Source organism: Leifsonia sp. Soil_N53, assembly GCF_057655165.1.
Genome location: NZ_JBDGMM010000044.1, coordinates 17196 through 41096, shown reverse-complemented (window position 1 = coordinate 41096; position 23901 = coordinate 17196). Strand labels below are relative to the sequence as shown.

The 23901-nt window shown below is 70.1% G+C and carries 23 protein-coding genes; 9 read left to right on the top strand and 14 right to left on the bottom strand.

The features are described 5' to 3' along the window. Positions 1 to 15: 15 nt before the first annotated feature. The 3 genes from AC3A3H_RS05190 to AC3A3H_RS05180 all read right to left on the bottom strand — a co-directional run bounded on the left by AC3A3H_RS05190 (position 16) and on the right by AC3A3H_RS05180 (position 3722). A complete protein-coding gene (locus AC3A3H_RS05190; RefSeq protein ID WP_487613482.1) occupies positions 16 to 1119 on the bottom strand; it encodes a zinc-binding dehydrogenase in 1104 nt (367 codons plus the stop codon). Positions 1120 to 1122: 3 nt separating this feature from the next. Further along, on the bottom strand, positions 1123 to 2565 hold the full coding sequence (locus AC3A3H_RS05185) for a glycoside hydrolase family 5 protein (protein WP_487613481.1): 1443 nt from the start codon (positions 2563 to 2565) through the stop codon (positions 1123 to 1125). A gap of 104 nt (positions 2566 to 2669) precedes the next feature. Further along, the gene (locus AC3A3H_RS05180; protein WP_487613480.1) at positions 2670 to 3722 is read right to left on the bottom strand and encodes a LacI family DNA-binding transcriptional regulator; all 1053 of its coding nucleotides are present in this window, start codon (positions 3720 to 3722) and stop codon (positions 2670 to 2672) included. Between the two features lie 206 nt (positions 3723 to 3928). Between AC3A3H_RS05180 and AC3A3H_RS05175 the strand changes: the two genes are divergently transcribed. From AC3A3H_RS05175 to AC3A3H_RS05165, 3 genes are read left to right on the top strand one after another with little or no spacing between them, the layout of a single operon-like run. Next, a complete protein-coding gene (locus tag AC3A3H_RS05175) occupies positions 3929 to 5236 on the top strand; it encodes an ABC transporter substrate-binding protein (protein ID WP_487613479.1) in 1308 nt (435 codons plus the stop codon). A gap of 3 nt (positions 5237 to 5239) precedes the next feature. Next, complete coding sequence (locus AC3A3H_RS05170; RefSeq protein ID WP_487613478.1) at positions 5240 to 6199, top strand: carbohydrate ABC transporter permease; 960 nt, start codon at positions 5240 to 5242, stop codon at positions 6197 to 6199. Continuing rightward, on the top strand, positions 6196 to 7056 hold the full coding sequence (locus AC3A3H_RS05165; RefSeq protein ID WP_487613477.1) for a carbohydrate ABC transporter permease: 861 nt from the start codon (positions 6196 to 6198) through the stop codon (positions 7054 to 7056). The genes AC3A3H_RS05170 and AC3A3H_RS05165 overlap by 4 nt, the downstream gene beginning before the upstream one ends. Before the next feature lie 24 nt (positions 7057 to 7080). On the opposite strand, the gene AC3A3H_RS05160 is transcribed toward AC3A3H_RS05165, so the two are convergent. Continuing rightward, positions 7081 to 7653, bottom strand: coding sequence for a TetR family transcriptional regulator (locus tag AC3A3H_RS05160; RefSeq protein WP_487613476.1), 573 nt, complete (start codon positions 7651 to 7653; stop codon positions 7081 to 7083). Positions 7654 to 7740: 87 nt separating this feature from the next. Here AC3A3H_RS05160 and AC3A3H_RS05155 point away from each other — a divergent pair, with 87 nt between their 5' ends. Further along, positions 7741 to 8466, top strand: coding sequence for an SDR family oxidoreductase (locus tag AC3A3H_RS05155; RefSeq protein WP_487613475.1), 726 nt, complete (start codon positions 7741 to 7743; stop codon positions 8464 to 8466). 37 nt (positions 8467 to 8503) lie between these two features. Here AC3A3H_RS05155 and AC3A3H_RS05150 read toward each other — a convergent pair whose 3' ends face one another. Continuing rightward, a complete protein-coding gene (locus AC3A3H_RS05150; protein WP_487613474.1) occupies positions 8504 to 9436 on the bottom strand; it encodes an aldo/keto reductase in 933 nt (310 codons plus the stop codon). A 235-nt stretch (positions 9437 to 9671) separates the two neighbouring features. Between AC3A3H_RS05150 and AC3A3H_RS05145 the strand changes: the two genes are divergently transcribed. Further along, on the top strand, positions 9672 to 10673 hold the full coding sequence (locus tag AC3A3H_RS05145) for a LacI family DNA-binding transcriptional regulator (RefSeq protein ID WP_487613473.1): 1002 nt from the start codon (positions 9672 to 9674) through the stop codon (positions 10671 to 10673). Positions 10674 to 10688: 15 nt separating this feature from the next. On the opposite strand, the gene AC3A3H_RS05140 is transcribed toward AC3A3H_RS05145, so the two are convergent. The 9 genes from AC3A3H_RS05140 to AC3A3H_RS05100 form a co-directional block, all read right to left on the bottom strand. Further along, positions 10689 to 11102 carry an RbsD/FucU family protein gene (locus AC3A3H_RS05140; RefSeq protein ID WP_487613472.1) on the bottom strand — a complete coding sequence of 138 codons (414 nt, stop codon included), beginning with the start codon at positions 11100 to 11102 and terminating at the stop codon, positions 10689 to 10691. After that, positions 11099 to 12145: an aldo/keto reductase gene (locus AC3A3H_RS05135; RefSeq protein ID WP_487613471.1), complete on the bottom strand. Its 1047-nt coding sequence runs from the start codon at positions 12143 to 12145 to the stop codon at positions 11099 to 11101. The genes AC3A3H_RS05140 and AC3A3H_RS05135 overlap by 4 nt, the downstream gene beginning before the upstream one ends. A 54-nt stretch (positions 12146 to 12199) precedes the next feature. Further along, positions 12200 to 13195, bottom strand: a complete 996-nt coding sequence (locus AC3A3H_RS05130; protein ID WP_487613470.1) for a zinc-binding dehydrogenase — start codon at positions 13193 to 13195, stop codon at positions 12200 to 12202. A gap of 2 nt (positions 13196 to 13197) precedes the next feature. Next, the gene (locus tag AC3A3H_RS05125) at positions 13198 to 14748 is read right to left on the bottom strand and encodes an alpha-L-fucosidase (protein ID WP_487613469.1); all 1551 of its coding nucleotides are present in this window, start codon (positions 14746 to 14748) and stop codon (positions 13198 to 13200) included. Positions 14749 to 14768: 20 nt separating this feature from the next. Further along, entirely contained in the window at positions 14769 to 15638 is an 870-nt protein-coding gene (locus AC3A3H_RS05120; protein WP_487613468.1) for a carbohydrate ABC transporter permease, read from the bottom strand. Next, the gene (locus tag AC3A3H_RS05115) at positions 15631 to 16467 is read right to left on the bottom strand and encodes a carbohydrate ABC transporter permease (protein ID WP_487613467.1); all 837 of its coding nucleotides are present in this window, start codon (positions 16465 to 16467) and stop codon (positions 15631 to 15633) included. The genes AC3A3H_RS05120 and AC3A3H_RS05115 overlap by 8 nt, the downstream gene beginning before the upstream one ends. Before the next feature lie 119 nt (positions 16468 to 16586). Continuing rightward, a complete protein-coding gene (locus tag AC3A3H_RS05110) occupies positions 16587 to 17858 on the bottom strand; it encodes an ABC transporter substrate-binding protein (protein ID WP_487613466.1) in 1272 nt (423 codons plus the stop codon). Positions 17859 to 17962: 104 nt separating this feature from the next. Then, entirely contained in the window at positions 17963 to 18940 is a 978-nt protein-coding gene (locus AC3A3H_RS05105; protein WP_487613465.1) for a Gfo/Idh/MocA family protein, read from the bottom strand. Beyond that, positions 18937 to 19770: a sugar phosphate isomerase/epimerase family protein gene (locus AC3A3H_RS05100; protein WP_487613464.1), complete on the bottom strand. Its 834-nt coding sequence runs from the start codon at positions 19768 to 19770 to the stop codon at positions 18937 to 18939. Before AC3A3H_RS05100 ends, AC3A3H_RS05105 begins: the two co-directional genes overlap by 4 nt. Positions 19771 to 19847: 77 nt before the next feature. On the opposite strand from AC3A3H_RS05100, the gene AC3A3H_RS05095 reads away from it, so the two are divergent. The 4 genes from AC3A3H_RS05095 (at position 19848) to AC3A3H_RS05080 (ending at position 23578) form a co-directional block, all read left to right on the top strand. Next, positions 19848 to 20903, top strand: coding sequence for a LacI family DNA-binding transcriptional regulator (locus AC3A3H_RS05095; RefSeq protein WP_487613463.1), 1056 nt, complete (start codon positions 19848 to 19850; stop codon positions 20901 to 20903). After that, on the top strand, positions 20900 to 21622 hold the full coding sequence (locus AC3A3H_RS05090; RefSeq protein ID WP_487613462.1) for an SDR family oxidoreductase: 723 nt from the start codon (positions 20900 to 20902) through the stop codon (positions 21620 to 21622). The genes AC3A3H_RS05095 and AC3A3H_RS05090 overlap by 4 nt, the downstream gene beginning before the upstream one ends. Before the next feature lie 105 nt (positions 21623 to 21727). After that, entirely contained in the window at positions 21728 to 22459 is a 732-nt protein-coding gene (locus tag AC3A3H_RS05085; protein ID WP_487613461.1) for an SDR family NAD(P)-dependent oxidoreductase, read from the top strand. Between the two features lie 90 nt (positions 22460 to 22549). Next, positions 22550 to 23578 (top strand): LacI family DNA-binding transcriptional regulator, encoded by a 1029-nt coding sequence (locus AC3A3H_RS05080; protein ID WP_487613460.1) that lies wholly within the window; start codon positions 22550 to 22552, stop codon positions 23576 to 23578. The last annotated feature ends 323 nt before the right edge of the window (positions 23579 to 23901 follow it).

Genomic DNA, 23901 nt, shown 5'->3' with positions numbered 1-23901 from the left:
CACGTCGTCGTGCCTTCAGGGCACGAGTATTCCGCGTCCGACCGCTCCTGCGGTGAGTCTGCGGTAAGCCTCGCCGAAATCGGCGAGCGGGAGCCGGTCGCCGATGAGGCGGTCGATCGGCAGTCTGCCCGCGAGGTAGAGGGCGAAGATGCGCGGCAGGTCGAGCTGCGGATTGCTCGACCCGTACAGCGAACCGACGATCCGCTTCTGCCGCTGCACCAGCTGATTGAGCGGGACGGCGAAGCCGGCGTCGGCGGCGCCGAGGCCCACGGCCACGAGCGTGCCGCCCGGGGCCACGCAGGCCAGCGCCTGCTCCAGCGTCGCCGGCCGGCCGATCGCCTCGATCGCCCACGGCACCCCGGACCCGCCGGTGAGCGCGAGCACGCGCTCCACCACGTCCTCGTTCCGGGCGTCGATCGTGTGCGTGGCGCCCAGCTCGCGCGCCAGGTCGAGCTTCGCCTCGTCGACGTCGACCACGATCACGGGATGCGCCCCGACGAGGGCCGCCCCCATCACGCTCGACAGGCCGACGCCGCCCGCGCCGAGGACCAGGAGGGGGCCGCCGGCCGCCTCCCGCACCTCGTGGAAGACCGCTCCCACGCCGGTGATGACGGCGCAGGCCGAGATGGCCGCGACCTCCGGCGGGACGCCGTCCGGCACGACCACGGTCGCGTTCTCGTTCACGACGACCCGCTCGGCGAAGCACGACACGCCCATCAGGTGGTGTAGCTCGCCGCCGTCCTCCTGGGCCAGCCGCGACGTCCCGTCGGGGAGGCCGCCCGATCGCGCCTGGACGGGCCCGAGCTCGCAGAGCACCGGATTGCCCGCGACGCACGCGGCGCAGCGTCCGCAGCGCGGCCGCCAGAGCAGAGCGACCCGTTCGCCGACGCTGACGCGTCCGGAGCCCTGCGGGCCGACCTGCTCCACGATCCCGGCGCCCTCGTGGCCGAGCACGAGCGGCAGCGGCGCCGTGAGGTCGCCGGTCATGTAGTGGTAGTCGCTGTGGCACACGCCTGCGGCCTCGATGCGCACCAGCAGCTCGCCCGGCCCCGGCTCGGCCAGCTGGACCTCTTCGACTTCGGGCGCCCGGCCGGGAGCACGCAGGACGACGGCTCGCACGCCTCAGGCCTGCCCGGCGGAGGCGGCCGGGACGGACTGCCGGTCCTGCCCGGCGACCAGCTGGTCGCGCAGGCTCTCGCGCACGGCGCACTGCTCGAACGCGAACGAGTCGGCGAGCGCGTCCAGCTCCTCGTCGGTCAGGCCGCGGAGCAGCTCCGCGTACTGGTCGGCCAGCGGCTGCGCGAACAGGAGGTTGTTCAGCACGGTCGCCACGGTGTCGAAGCGACCCCAGGGGTACGGCTTCCAGTCCGGGAACTCGCGCGCCATCAGCTCCTGCACGGCCTCGCTGACCGGACGCACTCCGTCGCCGCCGAGCCGGTCGCTCCCCCACTGGTCGGCGGCAAGCCGGTTCTTCTTGGCGACGAAGGCGTCGAAGCGCCGGCGGTACGGCGACTCGGCGGACACCTCGACCAGGCCCTGCCGGCCGAGGTCCTTGTACATCCAGCTCGTCCAGCTGACGTCGAACTCCCGGTACAGCTCGAGCTGGTCGGCGAGGATCTGCCGGCGCATCGCGTCCGTGCGCTCGTCGCCGGTGTAGATCGGCGCGAACTCGCCGACCATGATCGGCGTCCCGGTGCGCCGGGCGTACTCGGAGCGCTGCAGGAACTTCTCCCGGGCGTAGGCGGCGTCGATGTACGTTCCGTCGGTGTAGCCGGGGTAGTCGCCGCCGCGGCCGAGTCCCGCCGCCACGTAGTCGTGCAGCGAGTAGACGACGTTCGGCCACGGCTCGTCGTCGAACATGTCGAACTCGGTGGAGTAGGTGTTGCCGTCGAGGAAGATCGTGTGGTCGGGGTCGATCGCCCGGACGGCCTCGTACAGCCGGCGGTAGAGCGGCCCGACGACCGCGCGCGACTCGTCGGCCGGCTCGTTCATGAGGTTGTAGCCGGCGACCCAGGTGTTGTCCTTGTAGTGCTCGGCGATGGCCTGCCAGATGTTCTCCACCCGGTCCTGGAAGTGCGGGTGCTGCCACAGGTGCGGCTCGTGGGTCGCGTTGTCCGAGTGCCAGTGGTGGTTCTGGCTGCCCGGGAGGGCGTGCAGGTCGATGATCGAGTAGATCCCGTGCCGTCCGGAGGCCTCGATCGCGCGGTCGAGGTGGTCGAACGCCGTCGGCAGGATGGTGAACGGGTCCGCGTCGGACTCGAAGTGCCGGTAGTTGACCGGGATGCGGATGATCGTCATGCCGAGCGATCCGAGGAAGGCCGCGTCCGCTTCGCCGTAGAAGGCGTTCAGCAGCCGCTCGAAGAAGCGGCCGGCGCGGTCGGCGCCGAGCACGGCGGCGACCCTGTTGCGCATCAGCGTCTCGTTGGCCGCGTAGCCGGTGATGAAGTTCTCCATGTTGAGCCAGCCGCCCACGCACACGCCGGTGAACCGGATCGGGCGGCCCCAGCCGTCGAGGAACCCGGTCCTCTCGGTGCGCACGAATCCCGGCGGACGTCCTTCGCTCATTTCTGCTGACCTCACTGTCTGCTGACCTCACGGTCACGAAAGTTTTCTAAAAATTTACGACTGGTTTCGTCGCCCTCTCAGGCTATGGACGGCGGGGAGGCGTGTCAAGCGCGATCGCCCCTGGGCGGCGCCGTCGACGCCCGCACGACGAGGGTCGTCGCGAGGTCGACCCGCGGCAGGTCGGCAGCCCCCTGGTCCCCCGGCGCTTCGGGGCCGGAGAGCAGCAGACGGACCGCCGCGTCGCCCATCTCAGCGATCGGCTGGCGCACCGTCGTGAGCGCCGGCGAACCCCAGCTCGCCTCCGGCACATCGTCGAAGCCGACCACACTCAGATCCTCCGGCACGCGCAGCCCGGCCGCCGCGGCCGCGTCGTAGACGCCCATCGCCATCAGATCGGAGCAGGCGAACACGGCGGTCGGCCGATCGGGGCCGGCGAGCAGCGGTGCGATGGCCGCCGAGGCGCGACCGCGGTCCCAGTCGCCGTGCACGACCGCGGGAGTCGGCACCCCCTGGACCTCGAGCGCCGAGCGGAAGCCGTCGATCCGTGCCCGGCTGTAGAGGTGGGTCCGATCGCCGCCGAGCACCGCGAAGCGCCGATGGCCGAGCGCGAGCAGGTGCTCGGCGGCGGCGCGGCCGCCGTCCCAGTTGGTCACGCCCACCCGCATGGCCGGCGCGCTCGGCTCGCTCATCGGGGTGACCAGCACGACCGGGATGTGGGCGGCCTCCAGCGCCGCGAAGTGGCTCGGGGCCGGGTCGACCAGCACCACGATCGCCCCCTGCGACGGCCGCCGCAGCAGGCGCGACACCCAATTGCCGTCCTCGCGGGCGACCGTGATGACCACATCGACGTTCGCCGCGGTGGCGGCGTGCTCGACACCGGTGAGGACGCCGTTCGCCCAGGTGCCGTGCACGTGGTTGACGACGAGGTCGATCATCGCGGGGGCCTCGGCGTCGGACGTTCCGGTCTTGGGCGCGCCCGCCTTGGCCGTCCGCGCGTAGCCGACGGTGCGCACGGCCTCCATGACCCGATCGCGCGTCGCCGGCGACACGTCGGTGCCGCCGCGGAGCACCTTCGACACCGTGGGGATGCTCGTTCCGGCCAGCCCCGCGACGTCGGAGAGGGTCGCCCGCTCGCGCCTGACACCCTCGCCACTCATGCCCAAAGCCTAATCAGCCCCCAATGGTTGCGCAAACTTTCGTGACTTTTGCGACTTGTGCCGTGGGAGATTTGCTGAAAACATGGCCAAACCGTCCCATCCGGCGCCGCAGAGTTGCGCAAATCACAGGATGAGACGGGCCACCTCTCCAGGTGTTCGACGAGGAAAGCCGCCGGGAACGACCCGGCCGACGGAGGAGAAGACACATGACGAACGGCCTGCTCTCGGGAACCGTCTCGCGGCGAGGACTGCTCGCCGGCACCGGAGGACTCGCCGTCCTCGCCGCCCTCGCAGCCTGCAGCTCGCCGGGCGGCACGTCGACCCAGACGCTCAAGTTCTGGAACATGCCGTGGGGAGGCACCACCTTCAACCCCCTGGACAAGAAGATCACGCTCGCCTACAAGCCCGCGAGCGGTCTCCCGGCGGCCGGCTACCAGGCGGTCCAGTGGTCCAACTTCACGACGACCTTCGCGTCGGCCCTCGCCTCGAACACCGGCCCGGCGGTCAGCAGCGGCGCCGGCACCCAGGCCTTCCAGTTCGCGGAGAAGAACTACATCGCGTACGCCGACGCCCTGTTCGACTCCTGGAAGAGCAACGGCATGCTCGACGACTTCCTCCCGGGCGTGCTCGACGCGATGAAGACGAGCAAGGGCTACGTCGCCGTGCCGTACAACCTCGACATGCGCGTGCTCTGGTACCGCAAGTCGCTCCTGGAGAAGGCCGGCGTCGAGGCGCCGACCGACTGGCAGGGCTACCTCGACGTCAGTGCGGCGCTCAAGAAGATCGGCGTGTACGGCTTCGGGATCGCGTCCGGGGCGCAGGGCAACGGCTTCCAGGCCCTGACCGGCCTGCTCATCAACAACGGCGGCGGCCTCTTCAACGCCGACCAGAAGCCGGACTGCGTGACCCCGGCCAACATCGAGGCTCTCGAGTTCGTCGTCGAGCTCATCCGCAAGGGCTACATGGACCCGGGCAGCGTCAGCTACTCCACCACCAACGCGTACAGCCAGTGGAAGGCCGACAAATTCGGGATGGGCTTCGAGAGCCCCGGCCTCGCGTCGGTGCTCGGCGGCCAGCTGGTACAGGACATGGTCGTCTCCGACCCGCTCACCGGCGCACAGGGCGGCAAGGGCGCGCTGTACTTCCCGAACAACATCATGATGTACAAGCACACGCCCAGCCAGAAGGGCTCCGAGGACTTCCTGACCTACTACTACAAGAACATGGCTCCGCTCTGGACCCAGAACACCGGCATCGGCCTCCCCGTGCTGAAGTCGATCGTGGCGACGAAGGAGTTCCAGGCCGACCCCAACGCGGTCACCATGATCGAGAAGTGGCAGCCGATCTGCAAGACCTGGGCGGCCCCGGGCGGCGACGCCCTGTTCGCCGACGTCACGCTCGTCGACAGCACCCCGGCGATGACGACCTGGGCGCAGAGCGTCCTGTCGCTGAAGGCCACTCCCAAGGAGTCCCTCCAGACGCTCCAGAAGACGCTGACCTCGCAGCAGAAGTAACCCATGGCCACCCAGACCACACTGGAGTCCGTCCGGCGCGCGCGCCGCGGCGTCGCGGTCGCGGGCCGGGGGCGACCCGGCGCGCGGCCGCCCCGGCGGCTGAGCTCGACGGCGCTCACCCTCATCCTGTTCGCGGCCCCGGCCGTCCTGCTGCTCCTGCTGCTCAACCTGTACCCGGTGCTGTACGCCGGGCAGCAGTCCCTGCGCAACGGCGACCTCGTGGACGCCGGCACGTTCGTCGGCCTGCAGAACTACGCGACCGTGCTGAGCTCCCCGGAGTTCTGGCACGCCGCCTGGTTCACGGTCGTCTTCACCGTCGTCGGCGTCTTCGGCAGCTGGGCCATCGGCCTCGGCCTCGCCCTCCTGCTCCGCACCCGGGTGCCGGCGAACGGCCTGCTCAAGGTGCTGCTGCTGCTGCCCTGGGTCGTGCCGATCGTGGTCTCCTCCACGTCGTGGAACTGGCTGGTCGCCACGCCCCAGAGCCCGCTTCCGCTGCTGGCGAAGGCACTGGGCTTCGGCGACGTGCTCTTCCTCGCCGACCCGTTCCTCGCGCAGGTCACGGTCTGCGTCTTCAAGGTCTGGGTCAGCTTCCCGTTCATGATGATGATGATGTCCTCGGCGCTCGCGTCGGTCGACACCACCGTCTACGAGGCGTCCCGCGTCGACGGCGCGTCGGGCTGGAAGACCTTCCGGTTCATCACGCTGCCGATGATCTCGCGGTCCACCTACATCAGCTGGATCCTGATGACGATCTTCTGCGTGAACGACTTCCCGACGATCTTCCTGCTCACGGGCGGCGGTCCGGTGAACTCCACCCAGACGCTGGTCGTGCTGGCGTACACGACCGTCTTCCAGAACTTCCAGACCGGACCGGGCGTCGCGATCGCCTTCCTGATGACGATCGTGCTCATCGTCGTCAGCGTCACGCTCTACCGGCAGATCCGAAAGGCGGCCATCGAATGACGGCACTGGCCCAGCAGACCGCGCCGGCAGTGGCGCGGCGACCCCGTCCGGAGGGCGACCGCGGCCGGTGGTGGCGGTTCAGCCTCCTCGCCGTCGTCACGGCTGTCGTGCTCGTGCCGCTCGTGGCCGTCATCCTGCTGTCCCTGCAGCCGGGGCTCGGCAGTTCCGCGACCGGCTGGACGTTCGAGAACTTCGTGACCATCGTCACCTCCACCGACCTCGGCCTGTGGGTGACCAACAGCCTCATCGTTACCCTCGCGACCGTGCTGGTCTCCGTCGTCATCGCTGCGCCGGCCGGCTACGTGCTCTCCCGGGGGCGCGGCAGGCTGGTGTCCGGGTTCTCGCTCACCCTCTTCGTGATCCAGTCGCTGCCGGTGGTGACGGCGGTCATCCCGCTGTTCATCCTGTTCGCGAACATCGGGCTGGTGGACACCCTCGGCGGCATCGTGATCCTCTACGTGGGCGGCACGATGTCGGTCGCGATCTGGATGATGGCGGCGTACTTCGACTCCATCCCGATCAGCCTCGAGGAGGCGGCCTGGATGGACGGCTGCTCCGTCTTCGGCAGCTTCACGCGGGTGGTGCTGCGCAACTCCCTCCCCGGCGTGCTCTCGACGGCGATCTTCGCGTTCCTCCTGGCGTGGAACGACTACCTCGTCGCGGTCGTCTTCCTGCGCTCGGACCAGAACTTCACGCTGCCGATCGGGCTGCAGACGTTCTTCCAGCAGAACCAGACCGACTGGGGGCCGGTGATGAGCGTCGCCGTGGTGATGATGATCCCGCCGATCATCGTGTTCGCCGTGCTCAACCGCTACTTCAGTGTCGGGGGGATCGGGGGCTCCCTGGCCGGGCGATGACCAGGGAGCCCCGCCGGCGATCGGCTAGTCCGTCCCGGCTGCCGCCTGGGCGAGCTGATCGGCCGCATCCCGGATGCACGCGGCCAGCCCCGCCCCCTGGCCGTTCTCGGTCCACTGCTCGAACCCTCTCCGGAAGATCGCGATCCCGACGTCCGCGAAGAGCTGAGCCGCTGACCGCTCGGCGCCCCGTTCGCGCAGGGCGGCAGCGAGGGCGGAGGCCGCGGCGGCGGACTTCGCCTGGCCTCGCTCCTGCAGCTCGGGGCTCCCTGCGATGATCTCGCGGCGCTGCGCGGCGTGCTCGGCGACGCGTTCTCCGAGCCTCCCGCCGACGTCGACGAGAGCCTCAAGCATGGCCGCGAAGGGCGCGATGCCGGGTTCCACCGCCTGCAGCGCCTCCGCCAGCGTCTGCGGCAGCCGCTCGGAACCGGCGAAGAGCACGTCGCGCTTGTCCGCGAAGTAGCGCGAGAACGTGCGTCGCGTCAGCCCTGCGCGATCCGCGATCTGCGCGACCGTGACGTTCTCGTAGCCGAATTCGAGGAACAGCTCGATTGCGGCCGCGCGCAGACGTTCCTCGGCCCCCGGCTCCCATCTGCTCATGTGTCGACTCTACCGGGAATGTCCCACTGAGACATCGTTGGTGCTACGCTCATGTCCCACAGGGACATCACGTGGTCGGGAGGCAGCATGAACATGGCAGGACAGCGGGTCATCGTCGTCGGAGGCAGCTCCGGCATGGGGTTCGCGACGGCGCGGGCGGCGGCACTCGAAGGCGCGCACGTCACGATCGCGTCGAGCGATCGGGCCCACATCGACGCGGCACTCCGCGAACTGCCCGACGGGTGCACGGGGGCGGTGCTGGACGTGCGGGACGAGTCCCAGGTCGCAGCGGTCCTCGAACAGCTCGAGGAGCTGGACCACCTCGTCTTCACTGCGGGCGACGACTTCAGTCCCCGCCCGCTCGCCGAGCTCGACCTGGAGGTCGCCCGCGCGGCCCTCGACGTCCGGTTCTGGGGCGCCGTCACCGTCATCAAGCACGCGATCGGCCGCCTGCGACCGACCGGCTCGATCTCGCTGACGACCGGGACCGTCGGACAGCGACCGATGCCGGGCGCGGTGATCGCCGCGGCGGGCGCGGGCGCCGCGGAGGCCCTGGTGCGCGCGCTGGCGGTCGAGCTCGCACCGATCCGGGTCAACGCCGTCCGCGCCGGCGCCGTCAAGACCCCGATGTGGGACCGCGTCCCCAGCCCACAGCGGGACGCCGTCTTCGCCCGCCTCGCCCGAGGGACGCTCGTCGGAGCGATGGGCGAGCCGGAGCAGATCGCCCAGGCGCACCTCTACCTGATGACGAACGGCTATGTCACCGGGACCACCCTCGCCGTCGACGGGGGCTCACTGCTGACGGCGGGCTAGCACGCCGACCCGTCGGCAGGGAGCCCCGCCGGGCCGGTTACGGAACCAGGTAGCCGGCCGCGCGGTAGAGCTCGTACCACTCCGGGCGGGTCAGCGGCAGTTCGGAGCCGAGGGCGGCGGCGGCCACGCGCGACGGCGTCGTGGTGCCGAGCACGACCTGCATCCGCGCCGGGTGCCGGGTGATCCACGCCACGGCGATCGCCTCGGCGGGAACGCCGTACTTCCCGGCCAGCCGGTCCACGACCGCGTTCAGCTCGGGGTAGCGGTCCGAACCGAGGAACGGGCCGTCGAAGAAGCCGGCCTGGAACGGCGACCAGGCCTGCACGGTGATGTCGTGCAGGCGGCAGTAGTCGAGGATGCCGTAGTCGCGGCTGATCGACTGGTCCAGGGCCTGCATGTTGGAGGCCACGCCCTGCGCGATGATCGGCGCGTGCGTGATCGACAGCTGCAGCTGGTTGGCGACGAGCGGCTGGGTCACGTAGCGGCGCAGCAGGTCGATCTGGCCCGGCGTGTGGTTCGAGACGCCGAACGCCCGGACCTTGCCGGAGGACGCCAGCTCGTCGAACGCGCGCGCGACCTCCTCGGGCTCGACCAGCGCGTCGGGACGGTGCAGCAGCAGGATGTCGAGGTAGTCCGTGCCCAGCGCCTCCAGGCTGCCGTTCACCGACTCCAGGATGTGCTCGGCCGAGAAGTCGAAGTACGGTCCGGACGGGACGATGCCCGCCTTCGACTGGATGACGTACTCCTCGCGCTCGGACGCGCTCAGCTTCATCGCCTCGGCGAACCGGCGCTCGCAGCCGTGCACCGGCTTCCCGTAGACGTCCGCGTGGTCGAGGAAGTTGATCCCTGCGTCCCTGGCGGTCCGGACGAGCGTGCGCACCTCCTCGTCGGACTTGTCCTGGATGCGCATCAGGCCGAGCACCACGTTGGGAGCGGTGATCTCGGTGCCGGGCAACGTGAATGTTCTCACGGCGACGACCTTTCTGGAGAACGGTGGAGACACGCCCGGACGGACGCTCCTCCAACGCTACGAAGGACGCATTCGGAAGTCCAACAACTACCGGCTCTGCCAGTGATGAGCACGGTCGATCAAACCCGAAGGCGAAACGTTTCGCCTTCCGGCCGCGCCTCGATTATGCTGGGCGGACGCGGGCCCGCGAATCACCAGCCGTCGAGGCTGCGGGCCCTGGACATCAGGGGAAGACGTGGTTGTGACGACCTACAAGGACATCCAGCGGGCCACCGGGCTGTCGCTCGCGACGATCTCCAAATACTTCAACGGGCGCAACGTGCTGGAGGCCAATCGCGAAGCCATCGAGACCGCCGCGCGCGAGCTCGAGTTCCGGCCGAACCAGTTCGCCCGCACGCTGCGCTCGCGGCGGTCGCGGACGGTCGGGGTGCTGCTGCCCGCGCTCGACAACGACTTCCACCTGACCATCATCGCCGGTGTCGAGGAGGCGCTCCGCCCGCGCGGGATCAGCGTCATCGTGGCGGCGAGCCCCGATCCGCGCGACGAGACCGTCGACCTCCTGATGGGCCGGATGGTCGACGGGATCGTGGCGGTCACCTCGCCGCACGACGTGCCGGCGCTCACCGCCGCCGCCAAGCAGGTGCCGGTCGTGATGGTGGACTGGTTCATCGACGACATCCGGGCCGACGGCGTGTTCCTCGACAACGAGGCGGCGGGCGCCCTCGGCGCCCGGCACCTGCTCGACCACGGCCACCGCAGGATCGGCTTCATCGGCGGCGACCCGGTGATCTCGTCCATGCGCCTGCGGACCAAGGGGTTCGTGGACGCCCTGGCCTCCGACGGCGTCGAGGCCGATCCCGCGCTGCAGCGCCTGGTGCCGTTGACCATCGACGCGGGCTACCGGGCGGCACAGGAGCTGCTCACCCTCCGGCCGCGCCCCACGGCCGTCTTCACGGCCAACTACGAGCTCACCCTGGGCGCGGTGACCGCCATCAACGACTCGGGGCTGCGCATCGGCAAGGACATCTCCGTCGTCGGGTTCGACAGCCGCGAGCTGGCCCAGGCGCTGGTGCCGAAGCTGACCGTCATCGTCCAGCCCCTGCGCGAGATCGCCCAGCACGCCGCGCGCATGATCGCCGACGACATCGAGTCCGAGGACGAGCGCCCGGCGCCGCGGATCGAGTACCTCGAACCGCAGCTGATCCCCGGCGCCTCCGTCCTCCGACTCGACGAGTGAGCGGCGCCCCTCAGCTCAGCGCAGGCCGACCGTGAGGAGCAGGTTGCCGTACAGGCGCTCGTCGCCGGTCGCGATGACCACGCCGACATCGGGCGAGCGCACCCGGTCGTAGAAGGCGAACCGATCGACCTTCTCGAACGGCACGCCGTCGCCGAGCATCCGCGCGTACTCGTCCTGAGCCGGTGCGGACACCCCGGCCGGGGTCTGCATCACGGTCGCCGACTCGACGTTGACGGTGGTGAGCACAGCCTCCAGCACTGACGTCACGTCGAGGAGGCCGGGACGCAGGTTGAGGTGGATCAGCCGCACGCCCGGACCCGTCGCGGTCAGATACGGGTAGTTCCCGTCCGCGATGAGCACTCCGGAGCCGTGGCCGGAGGAGGCCAGCGCCTCCAGCAGGGGCGGGTGGACGAGAGGTCCGGTGATCATGCGTTCGCCTCCACTGCAGAGCGGTCGGCCGCGTAGCCGTCCCAGCCGGGTATCGTGCCGTCGACGTCCCAGAGCTCCAGCCAGCTCGTGGCGCCCGGCCAGAGGAACACCTGCCCCTTGATCAGGCGGTTGTTGCGCTCCGCGGACCGCAGCAGCTCGAGCTCGGCGGGAGTCAGCGGGTCCTCCACGACGGCCCGCAGGTTGGCGGTGTACTGCGACTCCTTGACCGAGAACGGGATCGGCACCTGACCGCGCTGGACCGCCCACTTCAGGCAGACCAGCGCCGGGTGCACGCCGTGCGCCTCGGCGATCGACACGACGACGGGATGCGCCATGTCGGAGACGTCCTCGTCATCGCGGTCGCGTTCGGGTCGCGACGGCGAGCCGAGCGGCGAGTACCCCACCGGCTGGATCCCGTGATCGAGGCAGAACCGGAACAGCTCGGGCTGCTGGAAGCACGGGTGCAGCTCCATCTCGTTGAGCGCCGGAGCGATCCGGGCGTCGCCGAGGATCGCGCTCAGCTTCGGGATGGTGACGTTCGAGGTCCCGAGGTGACGCACCACGCCCTCGTCGACGAGCTCCTCCAACGCGTGCCACAGCGCCATGTACTCCTCGTGGAGGTAGGGGCGGGCGTGAGCGTCGCGCTCGGCCGCGTCCGCGAACGGCGCGTGGTGGTTCGGGAACGGCCAGTGCACGAACACGGCGTCGAGCACGTCGAGACGGAGGTCCCGCAACGACCGGCGGACCGAGGCGACGGCCGCGGCCGGCTCGTGCGCGTCGTTCCAGACCTTCGACATGACGAAGAGCTCGTCGCGGGGCACCCCGCCGGTGATGGCGTCCTCCAGGACGGCGCCCACCTGGGCCTCGTTGCCGTACACCGCGGCGCAGTCGATCAGGCGGTAGCCCGCGCGGATCGCGCCCCCGACCGCGGCGGCGACCTCGTCCGGACCGTAGTGGTCCGACCCGAAGGTTCCCACGCCGATCGCGGGCATCTCGGCCCCGCTCGCGAGGCGACGGGTGGGGACGCTGTCGATCGTGGTCATGTGTGTGTTCTCCGTTTCGATGGGGATGCGGACGGCGTGGCTGCGGGCATCGCTTCAGCCCAGCCGTACCAGTGCTTTGACGACGTCGCCGTGCTCGATCGCCTCGAACGCGGAGGCGATGTCGGGGAGGTCGACGCGGAGCGCGACGAACGACCCGAGACCGAGCGCGCCCGACTCGACGAGCCGCACGACGCCGGGCAGCACCGCGGTCTCGTGCGTCGACGCGACCCGCAGGTCGACGTCGCGCGGGGCGGCCATGAGGTCCAGGGATGCCGCGTCCTCGGCGGCGCTGTAGACGATGAGCCGGCCTCCGGTGCGGAGCCAGCCGAGCCCGGTGCCGACCATGGCCGCCTGCCCGGACGCCTCGAACACGAGGTCCGCGTCGCCGCGACGCGCCAGCTCGGCGGCGGCGTCCTCGGCGAGCAGGGTCTCGGTCGCTCCGGCGAGCGCCGCCGCGTCGAGCCGCGCGGCCCGGCGCCCGACGCCGATGATCCGGGCGGCGCCCAGGAGAGACGCGAACCGCATCAGCGAGAGGCCGGCGACTCCCGTGCCGACGACCACCACGGTCTTGCCGACCAGGTCCTCGCGGCAGATCACGCTGAACGTCTCGCTGAGGCTGATGGCGAGCGCGGCGGACTCCGGATCGGTGCCGGGCTCCAGCCGCACCCAGGGCGCGGCGGCCGCGACGGCGCCGTGGTCCTCGGCCTCCGCACGGAGGTCGCGGACGACCCCGCGCTCGGCGAACCCGCCCCAGTGCATCGCGAGCGGCGCGGACTCCGGAGCGTACGCGGCGGGGCGCGTCACGAGATCGCCGACGGCGAGATTGCGCACGCCGGAGCCGATCGCGGTCACGCGGCCCACCGACTCGTGGCCCAGGATGCTCGGGTACGAGACGCCGCCGCGGAAGGTGCCGGCGCGGAGCATCCGGTCGGTGCTGGAGCACACGCCGCACCAGAGCAGCTCGACCTCGGCGTCGTAGTCGCCGGCCCGGGGATCGGGCACCTCGACGACGGAGCCGCTGCCCGGGCCGTCCATCACGAACGCGCGCATCGCTAGATGTTCAGTCCGTGGAAGAAGTCGATGCGCGTCTCCGCGGCCTCGGGCTCCAGCTCGATCCGCACCACGGCCCCGCCCGGCCCGCTTGTCTCGGAGGCGGGGAGCACGACTTCGAGGTACTCGTCCGTCCTCGTCCATTCGGGCCGGTCGCGGGAGCCCAGCACGCGGACGTCCACGATGGGACGATCGACGAACCGGCTCCCCGAGCCGAAGCTGCGGATCCGCATCCGGCCGTCCTCCGGCCGGACCATGCCGATCGCGTAGACGTAGCGGTGCCCCACCTCGGTCATCGTGGTGAACCGGATGTCCTCCGCGGTGTACACGGCGGAGGCGGCGTCGGTGAACGATCCGGCGGTGGGAGCGGTCGGCCCCTCGCCGAAGACGGTCCACGGGCTCGAGCCGTAGATCGCCTCGCCGTGCCCGGCCAGCCAGTCTCCCATCGTCTCCAGCAGCGTGGCCTCCTCCTCGGGGATCGTGCCGTCGGGGCGCGGGCCGATGTTGAGCAGCAGGTTGCCGTTCTTGGAGACCACGTCGACGAGCTCCTGGATGAGCTCGGAGGCGTCCTTGTAGTCGTGGCCCTCCACCCAGCTCCACGACGTCCGCGACACCGAGGTGTCGTTCTGCCAGACGTCGGCGCGGATGCCGCCCATCGTGCCGCGCTCGACGTCGAGCACCGCCGAACCCGGCGCGAACGACTCCCACTTGTAGTTGATGACGACCTCGCGCCCCCACTCGGCGGCCCGGTTGTAGTAGTACGCGGCGAGCCGGCGGACATAGGGCTCGAACGACGGCTCCTCGATGCCGGTGTCGAAGTACAGGATCTGCGGCCGGTACGAGTCGATGATCTCGACCGTGCGCAGCAGCCAGTCCTCGAGGAACCGCTCGGTCGGGTTCATCTCCTTGCGCAGTGCAGGGCCGTAGAGATCGGCGTAGGCGGGATCGCGCACGTCGGAGTCGAACTCCGCTCCCGCGTTCATGAAGAACCAGTGCTCCGCCCGGTGGGTGGAGGCTCCGGTGACCAACCACGACCGGTCCACAGCCGACAGGAGGTCCCCCATCACGTCGCGCTGCGGACCGATCGCGGTAGCCTTCCAGCGCGAGCGCGCCGTCTCATACATCGCATAGCCGTCGTGGTGCTCGGCGACCGGCACCACGAACTGCGCGCCGGCCCGCTTGAAGAGGGCGACCCACTCGTCCGGGTCGAAGTGCTCCATGCGGAAATGCGGGAGGAAGTCCTTGTAGCCGAAGCGATCGTGCGGCCCGTAGGTCGCCACGTGGTGCTCGAACGCGGGCGTCCCGCGCCGGTACATCGTCCGCGGATACCATTCGTTGCCGAACGCCGGCACCGAGAAGGCGCCCCAGTGCAGGAAGATTCCGAACCGGGCGTCCCGGTACCACTGCGGTGCGCGATACCCGGAGAGCGACTCCCAGGTGGCGTCGTACGGCCCGGCGTCGATGACGGCGTCGATCTGCGCGAGGGCCGCGCGATTGTCCGAGACGTCCACCGGCGCCGGCAGGGTCGAGGGGTCGAGGGGTTCGAGGTTCACAGATCTCCGTCCGTCGCGGCTCAACGGCCGCCGAAGGCGCCCGCGCCGATCGCGGCCACCAGTTGTCTCTGGGCAAAGGCGACGACGATCACCACGGGGAGGATCGTCATCACGCAGGCGGCCATCAGCAGCTGCCACTGCGTTCCGGTCTGGGTGGTGAAGCCGGCGATCCCGATCGGGATCGTCCACTTCTCCGAGCTGTTCAGGATGATCAACGGCCACAGGAAGCTGTTCCAGCTCCCCAGGAAGGCGAAGATCGCCAGCACCGACAGCGCGGGGCGCACGAGCGGGACGATGACGCTGATCAGGATGCGCCAGGTGGACGCTCCGTCGAGCCGGGCGGCCTCCTCCAGCTCCGCGGGGATCTGGAGCATGAACTGGCGGAGCAGGAACGCCCCGAAGGCGCCGAAGAGTCCCGGCAGGATCAGCGCCACCCAGGTGTCCGCGAGCCCCGCCTGGTCGAAGCCGAGGAACAGCGGCACGACCGCCACCTCGCTCGGCAGCGTCAGCGTGATCACGAACAGCAGGAAGACCGCGCTCCGGCCGGGGAACCGCAGTCGCGCGAAGGCGAAGGCGGTGAGCGTCGCGACCACGAGCGTGAGCGCCGTCGAGATGGCGGCGACGACCAGGCTGTTCAGCAGGAGGCGCCCGAAGTCGACCTCGGTCCACGCGTCGACGAAGTTCGACCAGAGCACCTTCGAGCCGATGAAGCTGATCTGGGCGCCGAAGACCTCGTTCGCCGGCTTCAGCGCGGTGAACACGGTCCAGATCAGCGGGAACGAGAACACGAGCGCGAAGAGCCACGCGGCCGTGGTGTTCGCGGCGGACCCGGCGGCCCGCCCGCGGCGGCGCCAGGGCGACGCGGAGGCGCGCAACTGGTGCTCAGTCATAGTGGACCCACTTCCTCTGCCCCCAGAGTTGGAACAGCGTGAAGATCGCGATGATCAGGAACAGCACGGTGGCGATCGCCGACGCGTACCCGAGCTCGTTGTTGGTGAAGGCGGTCTGATAGAGGTACAGCATGATCGTCATGGTGCTGTTGCCCGGGCCGCCGCCGGTGATGACGTAGGCCTGGGCGAACGTCTGCCACGCGCCGATCACGGTCAGCACCGTGGTGAAGAACAGCGCGGGGCTGACCAGCGGCAGCGTGATCGAGAACAGGCGGCGGAACCGCCCGGCCCCGTCGATCCTCGACGCCGCGATGACATCGGGACTGATGGAGTCCAGCCCCGCGCCGAGCACGATCATGTTGTAGCCGAAGGACTGCCAGAGCGAGACCCCGATCACGACGGCCAGCGCCCAGTTGCCGTCGCTCAGCCAGGGGATCGGACCGAGGCCGATGGCCTGGAGGCCTTCGTTGACGGCACCGTCCTTCTGGAACAGCAGGCGGAAGACGGCGGCGTTCGCCACCATCGGCGACAGCGCGGGGATCAGGAAGATCACGCGCAGCCAGTTCCGCCCGGCGATGCGCGTCTTCAGCCAGAGCGCCATCGCCATCGAGATCCCGATGTTCGCCGGGACGTACACCAGCACGAAGATCGCGGTCACCAGGACGCTGTTGAGGAATTGCGGGTCGTGCAGCAGCCGCACGTAGTTCGCCGTACCGGTGAACTGCGTGCCGCCGAGCAGCGTGGAGTTCGAGAACCCCAGGATGAGCGAGGCAAGCTGAGGGATGACGATGAACACCGCCAGCCCGACGAGCCCCGGGAGGACGAACACCCACCCCACCCAGCGGGGGCCTCCGAGGGGCCGGCGACGAGCCCGGCCCCTCGGACGGTCCTGGGGCGCGACGGACCCGCTGGAGACCTCTTTCTCCGCCTGGTCCAGACGCACGAACGTCATTGCCCGAGGCCGGCCTTCACCTGCTGCAGCACCTGGGCCACCGTGCTCTTGCCCGAGAACGCGTCGACCTCGTACTGGGTCAGGAGCGTGTCGAGCTGGGCCTGGTCGGACGGCACCGGCGACGGGGTCGCGTCGAACGTCATCTGCTTGATGACCGCGGCGAAGGTCGGCGAGCCGACGTTGGTCGTCCAGGCGTCCAGCGCGTCCAGCCGAGCCGGGACCGAGGCCTGCGACTTCGTCACGAACTCGAGTCCGCTCTTGCTGGTCATGGCCTCGACGGCCTGGAAGGCCTTCTGCTTGTCGCCGCAGGTCTTCGTGATGCCGAAGCCCGAGCCGCTGATGAAGCCCTTGGACTTGCCGCTCGTGCTCGGGATCACCGCGATGCCGACGTTGTCCTTGCCCAGGGTCTGCTGCTCGTGCTGCAGGTCCCAGAGACCCTCGAGCGACATGGCCGCCTGGCCGGTGCTGAAGGCGTCGATGTCCGGGAACGTGCCGCCGGCGGCCGCCTCGAGGGGCTTCGCCACCTTGTACTTGTTCGCCAGGTCGACGAGCAGCTGGAGGGCGTTCTTGAAGTTCGGGTCATCGAGCTTCGGACCGTTCTTGTCCGCGTAGGGGTGCCCGTCCGCCGCCATCAGGGTGCTGATGGGGGTCGAGCCCTGCCCGATCGCGAAGCCGTAGACGCCGTTCTTCGTCGTGGCCTTGGCCGTCGAGATGAAGTCGTCGACGGTCCAGTTGCTGGTGGGCTCCGCCACACCGGCGTCCTTGAACAGCTTCTTGTTGTAGAAGATCACGTTGGGCCCGGCGTTGAACGGGATGGCGTAGAGCTTGCCGTCGACGCTGAGCTGCTCGAGCATGGCCGAGCTGTACGCCGACAGGTCGAGCTTGTTCTTCTTCGCCAGGTCGTCCAGCGGCTCGAGCCCCTGCACGTACGGGTTCACCCGGCCGTTCTGGAAGGTCACCAGGCACGGGGCGCTGCTGCTCTTCATCACGGTCGGGAGCTTGGTGTAGTAGTCGTTGATGGGCGGACCGGAGAAGCTCACGGCGACCTTCGGGTCGGCGTGCTTTCCGCCGGCGATGTAGTCGCTCCACTGCTGCTTGTCCGGCTTGCCGCCGATCCACGTGTACATCTTGAGCGTGTCGCCGGACAGGCCGGACGACGAGTCGCTGCCTCCCGAACACGCTGCGAGGCCGAGCGCGAGCGTTCCCGCGACCAGAATGGAGGCGCCGACGCGTCCCCGTCCTCTCAGGGTTTTCAATCCTGACTTCATGAACTCCTCCTTGAGTGCCAAAGCGAAACGTTACGACCAAATGGAATGCTAGGAAATACGGTGGTGCGGAGTCAAGCTTTTCCGCAAAAGACTAAACGTTTCGCTCAAACCGCCTCCCGGAGCACGTCGTGCGCGAGGATGACCTCCGCGATCGTCATGGTCTTCAGGGCGTCGCCGAAATGCGACGACGGGAGCCGCCGCGAGCGCACGGAGTCGATGAACTCCGCGCTCTTGGCACGGAAGCCGCCGCGGACGTGCAGCTCCGCCGATCCCGCCACCTCGGCGGCATCCAGCTCCAGGGACCCGTCGGCGTCCCAGACGGTGCCGCCCACTTCGAGGTCGCCTTCCGCCATGACGCCGGGCGCGTGGATCTCCACGCCGAAGGTCCGCCGGCCGCTGGTCCAGCTGGTGAGCATCACGCCGACCGCGCCGGTGTCGAACTCGAGGGTCGCCGCGATGAAGTTGAGGTCGTCGACGACCACCCGGCGCGTCACGTCCGAGACGGCGACGAGCTCGCCGCCGCAGAGATGCCGGAGGGTGTCGATGACGTGCACGCCGTCGTCCATCATCCGGTCGCGCGCGGACACCATCGGGGTCGGATCGTTCTTGTAGAACCGGCACACCGCGTGGACGACGTCGCCGTGCTCGCGGACGCGCTCCAGCATGCGCTCGAGCAGCGGGGACGTGCGCCGCTGGAAGCCGACCTGCGTGACGCAGCCGTTCTCCTCGGCGAGCCGGGCGAGCGTGCGCGCCTGGTGCAGGGTCAGGCCGAGCGGCTTCTCCACGAAGAGGTCGAGCCCGCGCTGGAGGCACGCGCACCAGATCCCGAACATCAGCTCGGGCGGCCCGATGACGTACACGGCGTCGGGGCGCGTCTCGTCGAGCATGGCCGACCAGTCGTCGAACCGGTCGGCGATCCCCCACCGCTCGCCGGTCGCCTGCAGACGCTCGGGCGAGATGTCGCAGATGCCGACGATCTCCACCCCGGGCAGCGAGACCAGCGACGGATAGTGCACGAGGTTCGCCATCTGCCCGGCCCCGATGACGGCGACCCGCACCGTCCGTTCCGCGACGGCGCTCACCGCGACGCTCCGACGGCGCCGTGCGCCGCGGCCTGCAGGCTCCGCGCGTATTCGAGGTCGCGGGTCACCTTGGCGACGAGGTCGCTCTCGTCGGTGTACTCCGCCGTCAGGCAGATCGGCCCGGCGAAGCCGTGCTCCTCGAGGTAGCCGAGAGCGCGGCCCCACTCGGCCATCCCGCTGCGGGCATCGGTGAAGACCGGCTCCCAGACGGGATCGCCGTGCGCGGAGACGGCGTCCTCGACGCGCGCGAAGTACGCGCTCTTGAGGTTGACGATGCCGAGCCACGGCCAGAGCAGCTCCAGCCCGTGCTCGGGCCGCTTGCGCGCGAGGGCGTCGTGCGCGGAGTCCCAGATCGCGGCGACGAACCGCGGGTCCACGTCGCGCAGCAGAGCGAAGAGCTCGGAGGAGTCGGCGATGTAGTCGTCGTAGTGCGGCTGGATCGCGACCCGGACGCCGTGCCGTTCGGCGCGCTGGGCGAGGACGTCGAGGCTCCTGCGGAACTCGGCGCCCGTCGCGGCGTAACCGTCGGGGCCGATCGGCACCATGATCCGGATGAACGGCACGCCCGCCTCGGCGCAGGCCGCGAAGGTGGCCTCGTCGGTGCCGGAGGCGACGCTGGCGATCGTCACGCCCGCCCGCCCGAGCTCGCGCACGGCGGCCGGGAGGGCGGTGGCGACCTCGGCCGGCGCCACCTGGTAGCCGGGGCGCACCGGCAGCTCCACGGCGTCGAACCCCATGGCGGCGACCAGCTCGCCGAGGGCGGCGATCTCGGGCTCGCGCCACGGTTTGGTGAAGACGCTCCAGGTCGTCGGCGGGTGATCGTGCGGCATGGCGAACTCCTCGGTTCGAGACGGCGGGGGGATTTTGTGCAACGATACAGTAGCTTGTGCAACGATACAGTGCATCCATGACAGGGCAACCCGAAGATGAGGTGAGAGCGATCGCGACGATCAAAGACGTGGCCCAGGCCGCCGGAGTATCGCCCTCCACCGTCTCGAACCTGCTCAACGCCCGCGAGCATCTCATGCAGCCGGAGACGCGCCGGCGCGTGCTCGAGGCGATGGAATCGCTCTCCTACCGGCCGAACCGGGTCGCCCGGCAACTGCGCGGCGCGCCCAATCCGACCTTCGGGCTCATCGTCCCCTCCGTCGCCAACCCGTTCTGGGGCTCGTGGGCCGCACACCTGGAGACGGCGTTCCACGCGCGCGGCCGGCAGGTCTACCTGTGCAACAGCGAGCGCGAACCGGAGCGCGAACGCTCCTACGTCGAACAGCTCTGGGCCGACGGCGTCGAGCACATCGTCCTCTCCACCTCGCTGCCCTCGCTCGATCATCTGCGGCCCGCGATGGACGCCGGTGTGCAGATCGTCGCGTTCGACCGTGAGCACCAGGAGTCGGACCCGCCCGGGCTGCTGAACGTCAGCGTCGACAACGAGGCCGGAGCGTGGCTGGCCACGCAGCACCTGGTCGAGCGCGGGCACCGCCGCATCGCCTTCGTCTCCGGTGCGATCCGCACGGTCAGCCGCCGGCGGCGCCTGGCCGGCTACCGGAGGGCCCTCGCCGAGAACGGCATCCCGCTCGACGACGCCCTCGTCCCGCTCTCCCCCGACTTCGGGGACGCGGACAGCGATCCCCTCGCCCGCGCGGCGGTGCACGCGCTGCTCGCGCTCGACGACCCGCCCACCGCTCTGGTGGCCGTCAACGACATGTTCGCGCTGAGCCTGTCCGCCGCGATCCGGGAGGCCGGCCGCGACAGCGACGACGTCGCGGTGGTCGGCTTCGACGACATCCCGATCGGCGCCCTCGTCTCGCCCGCCCTGACGACGGTCCGGCAGCCGCTGGGCGAGATGGCCGAGGCGGTCGTCGCGCTGACGACCGGCGACGCCGGCGCCGAGGCGCGCCGCTCACTCGTCTTCCCGCCCACGCTCGTGGTGCGGGCATCGACCGCAAGGAGGCTCGGATGAGCGCAACCGGCAGCAACGTTCTCATCGCGGGAGCGGCCGGCGGTGTCGGCCGCGCCCTGGCCGTGCGCGCGGCGGAGCAGGGGATGACGGTCCTGCTGCTCGGCCGCGACCGCGCCGGCCTCGACGCCGTGCGGGCGGACGTGCTCGACGCCGGCGGGACGGCGCACGTCGCGGTCGCCGACGCGACGTCGGCGGAGCAGCTCGACAGCGCCGTCTCCGCACTGCGGAACGCGGCCGGCGGCATCGACGTGGTCGTCAACGCCGTGGGGATCAACCTCAAGGCGCGCCGGCTCGACGAGCTCGACGAAGCCGGCTGGCGGTCGGTCCTGGACAGCAACCTGACCTCCGCGTTCCTGCTCACCCGTGCGGTGCTGCCCGCCTTCCGCTCCGAGGGCGGCGGCCTGATCGTCCACATCTCGTCCGTCGCCGCGTCCGTCGCCGACGGCTCCGGCGCGGCCTACCAGGCGAGCAAGGCGGGTCTCGCCGCGCTCGCCCGGGCGACCACGGTCGAGGCCGGCGGCGACGGCGTGCGCGTCACGACCATCTCGCCCGGCCTCATCGACACCGCCTTCGTGCGGCACCGCCCGACGGCGCCGTCGCCCGAGGAGCTGGCCGGCGCGCTGCGGCCGGAGGACATCGCCGACATCTGCCTCGCCGTCATCCGGCTGCCCGCGCGGGCGACCGTCAGCGAGGTCGTCATGCGGCCCTCGGCCGGCTGAGACCCTGCCATCGCTTCCTGAGTTGTGTACGCCGCCGACCGGCGTGTCGCGTGCACAAGTCCGGAAGAGATTGCACCGAAACCCACAACCGAGATGGAGATACTTGTGAACGACACCCCCCGAAGCGTCCTGATCACCGGAGGCGCGACCGGCATCGGCCTCGGCATCGCCGAGGCGTTCCTCCGTGCCGGCGACCGCGTCGCGATCACCACGCACGCGTCGCCCGTGCCGGAGCAGCTGGCCGGCCAGGTGATCGCGGAGCGGATGGACGTGACCGACAGCGCGGAGGTGACCGCGACCGTGGACAGGCTCGGCGAGGCCCTCGGCGGCCGGATCGACGTGCTGGTCAACAACGCCGGCGGCCTCGTGGCCCGCCAGGCGCTCGAGACGGCGGAGGACGCGCACTGGCACCGGGTCATCGAGCTGAACCTGTCGAGCGTCTTCTACGTGGTGCGGGCCGCCCTGCCGCGGATGGCCGCGGGCGGCCGCATCGTGAACATCTCCTCGCTGGCCGGCCACAACGGCGGCGGCACGGGCTCCGGAGCGTACGCGGCGGCCAAGGCGGGCGTCGAGGGCCTCACCAGGGCCCTCGCCAAGGAGCTCGGTCCGCGCGGGATCGCGGTGTCCGCCGTCGCCCCCGGGCTCATCCTGGACACCCCGTTCCACGAGCGATTCACCCCGGAGGCCGACCAGCAGGCGACCATCGCCGCCACCCCGCTCCGGCGCGCGGGCGTTCCCGCCGACGTCGCCGCCACGACGCTGTACCTCGCCTCGGAGCCCGGCGGCTTCGCGTCCGGGACCACCGTCGCAGTCAACGGCGCTGCGGCGTTCCACTGAGCGCGTAGGTCGACGAGTTCGCGCTCGAATCGCGTAAAATTTCCCGTCGCTGACCGGTCAAATTGCGCGAAACCGAGCTACAGTGTGTGCATGTCGTCAGAAACGGTCACCACCGACAAGGGCCGAACCACCCTGTCCACCATCGCGGACGAGGCGCACGTGTCGATCTCGACCGTCTCCAAGGTGCTGAACGGCAAGGGCGGCGTCTCGGAGTCCGTGCGCGCGCGGATCGAGGAGCTGCTCCACGACTACGGCTACAACCAGCGGACGGCGAAGCAGACCATCCGGCCCCTGATCGAGCTGGTGTTCTACGAGATGGAGTCGCCGGGCGTCTACGAGGTGATCAAGGGCGCCGAGCACGTCGCGCGCGCCAACGGGCTCGGCCTCATCGTGACGCAGAGCGGCAACCGGCTGCATCCGGCCGACGACTGGATCGACGACGTGGTGCGCCGCAAGCCGCTCGGCGTCGTGCTGAACTGCTCGGATCTCAGCGCATCGCAGAAACGCCAGCTCCGCACGAGGAACATCCCGTTCGTCATCCTCGACCCCTCCGGCAGTCCGGCCCCGGACGTCCCGTCCATCGGGTCGGCGAACTGGACGGGCGGCCTCCTGGCCACCCGGCATCTGATCGAGCTGGGCCACCGCGACATCGGCATCATCACGGGGCCGGCGGACATGCTGTGCTCCCAGGCGCGCCTCTCGGGATACCGCTCCGCTCTCGACGCGGCCGGCATCCCCTTCCGCCCGGAGCTGCTCGTGCCGGGAGAGTTCCTGCAGAGCGACGGGATCAGCGGCGGGAACCGGCTGCTCTCCCTCCCGAACCCGCCGACGGCCATCTTCGCCGGCAGCGACCTCCAGGCGCTCGGCGTGTACGAGGCGGCCAGGGCGAAAGGGCTGTCGATCCCGAACGACCTCTCGGTCGTCGGCTACGACGACCTCCCGCTCGCCCAGTGGGCTGGACCGCCGATGACGACGATCCGCCAGCCCATCGTCGAGATGGCGGAGCAGGCCACGAATCTGGTGCTGCGCCTCAGCTCGGGCGACGCCCCGGAGAAGGTGCGCGTCGAGCTCGCCACCGACCTCGTGGTCCGGGCGAGCACCAAGCCGCTCGTTCACTGACCTCCACTGCACCGGCCCCGAACTCTGCACCGGCCCCGCGATTCGCGGGGCCGGTTTTCGTTTGCCATCGGGAGTTACGAAATTTTCCTATTTGGTTGGGATAGTTGACATAGGTTTTATCGCGAGAGTACCGTCGCAGTCAGTTGCAGATGTGCGGCACCCGCCGATGGTCGAGGAAGACCTTCTTTCGGACTCTCTCTCCTCGCCGCCGGCTGCGGTCGTCACCTCCAGATGCACCCCGAGGTCCCTGCAAATCCCGGAGCGCCGCTTCCCCCGATGGGGCGAAGCCGTCGCAGGGGGGTCCCGGTCACAACGCTGTGCCC

Coding starts and splice junctions, on each gene's coding strand:
- AC3A3H_RS05135 (WP_487613471.1), bottom strand. CDS start 12,145: ATGACCACGATCGACAGCGTCCCCACCCGTCGCCTCGCGAGCGGGGCC.
- AC3A3H_RS05160 (WP_487613476.1), bottom strand. CDS start 7,653: ATGAGCAGATGGGAGCCGGGGGCCGAGGAACGTCTGCGCGCGGCCGCA.
- AC3A3H_RS05175 (WP_487613479.1), top strand. CDS start 3,929: ATGACGAACGGCCTGCTCTCGGGAACCGTCTCGCGGCGAGGACTGCTC.
- AC3A3H_RS05165 (WP_487613477.1), top strand. CDS start 6,196: ATGACGGCACTGGCCCAGCAGACCGCGCCGGCAGTGGCGCGGCGACCC.
- AC3A3H_RS05120 (WP_487613468.1), bottom strand. CDS start 15,638: ATGACTGAGCACCAGTTGCGCGCCTCCGCGTCGCCCTGGCGCCGCCGC.
- AC3A3H_RS05110 (WP_487613466.1), bottom strand. CDS start 17,858: ATGAAGTCAGGATTGAAAACCCTGAGAGGACGGGGACGCGTCGGCGCC.
- AC3A3H_RS05155 (WP_487613475.1), top strand. CDS start 7,741: ATGAACATGGCAGGACAGCGGGTCATCGTCGTCGGAGGCAGCTCCGGC.
- AC3A3H_RS05090 (WP_487613462.1), top strand. CDS start 20,900: ATGAGCGCAACCGGCAGCAACGTTCTCATCGCGGGAGCGGCCGGCGGT.
- AC3A3H_RS05140 (WP_487613472.1), bottom strand. CDS start 11,102: ATGATCACCGGACCTCTCGTCCACCCGCCCCTGCTGGAGGCGCTGGCC.
- AC3A3H_RS05100 (WP_487613464.1), bottom strand. CDS start 19,770: ATGCCGCACGATCACCCGCCGACGACCTGGAGCGTCTTCACCAAACCG.
- AC3A3H_RS05185 (WP_487613481.1), bottom strand. CDS start 2,565: ATGAGCGAAGGACGTCCGCCGGGATTCGTGCGCACCGAGAGGACCGGG.
- AC3A3H_RS05080 (WP_487613460.1), top strand. CDS start 22,550: ATGTCGTCAGAAACGGTCACCACCGACAAGGGCCGAACCACCCTGTCC.
- AC3A3H_RS05170 (WP_487613478.1), top strand. CDS start 5,240: ATGGCCACCCAGACCACACTGGAGTCCGTCCGGCGCGCGCGCCGCGGC.
- AC3A3H_RS05130 (WP_487613470.1), bottom strand. CDS start 13,195: ATGCGCGCGTTCGTGATGGACGGCCCGGGCAGCGGCTCCGTCGTCGAG.
- AC3A3H_RS05180 (WP_487613480.1), bottom strand. CDS start 3,722: ATGAGTGGCGAGGGTGTCAGGCGCGAGCGGGCGACCCTCTCCGACGTC.
- AC3A3H_RS05095 (WP_487613463.1), top strand. CDS start 19,848: ATGACAGGGCAACCCGAAGATGAGGTGAGAGCGATCGCGACGATCAAA.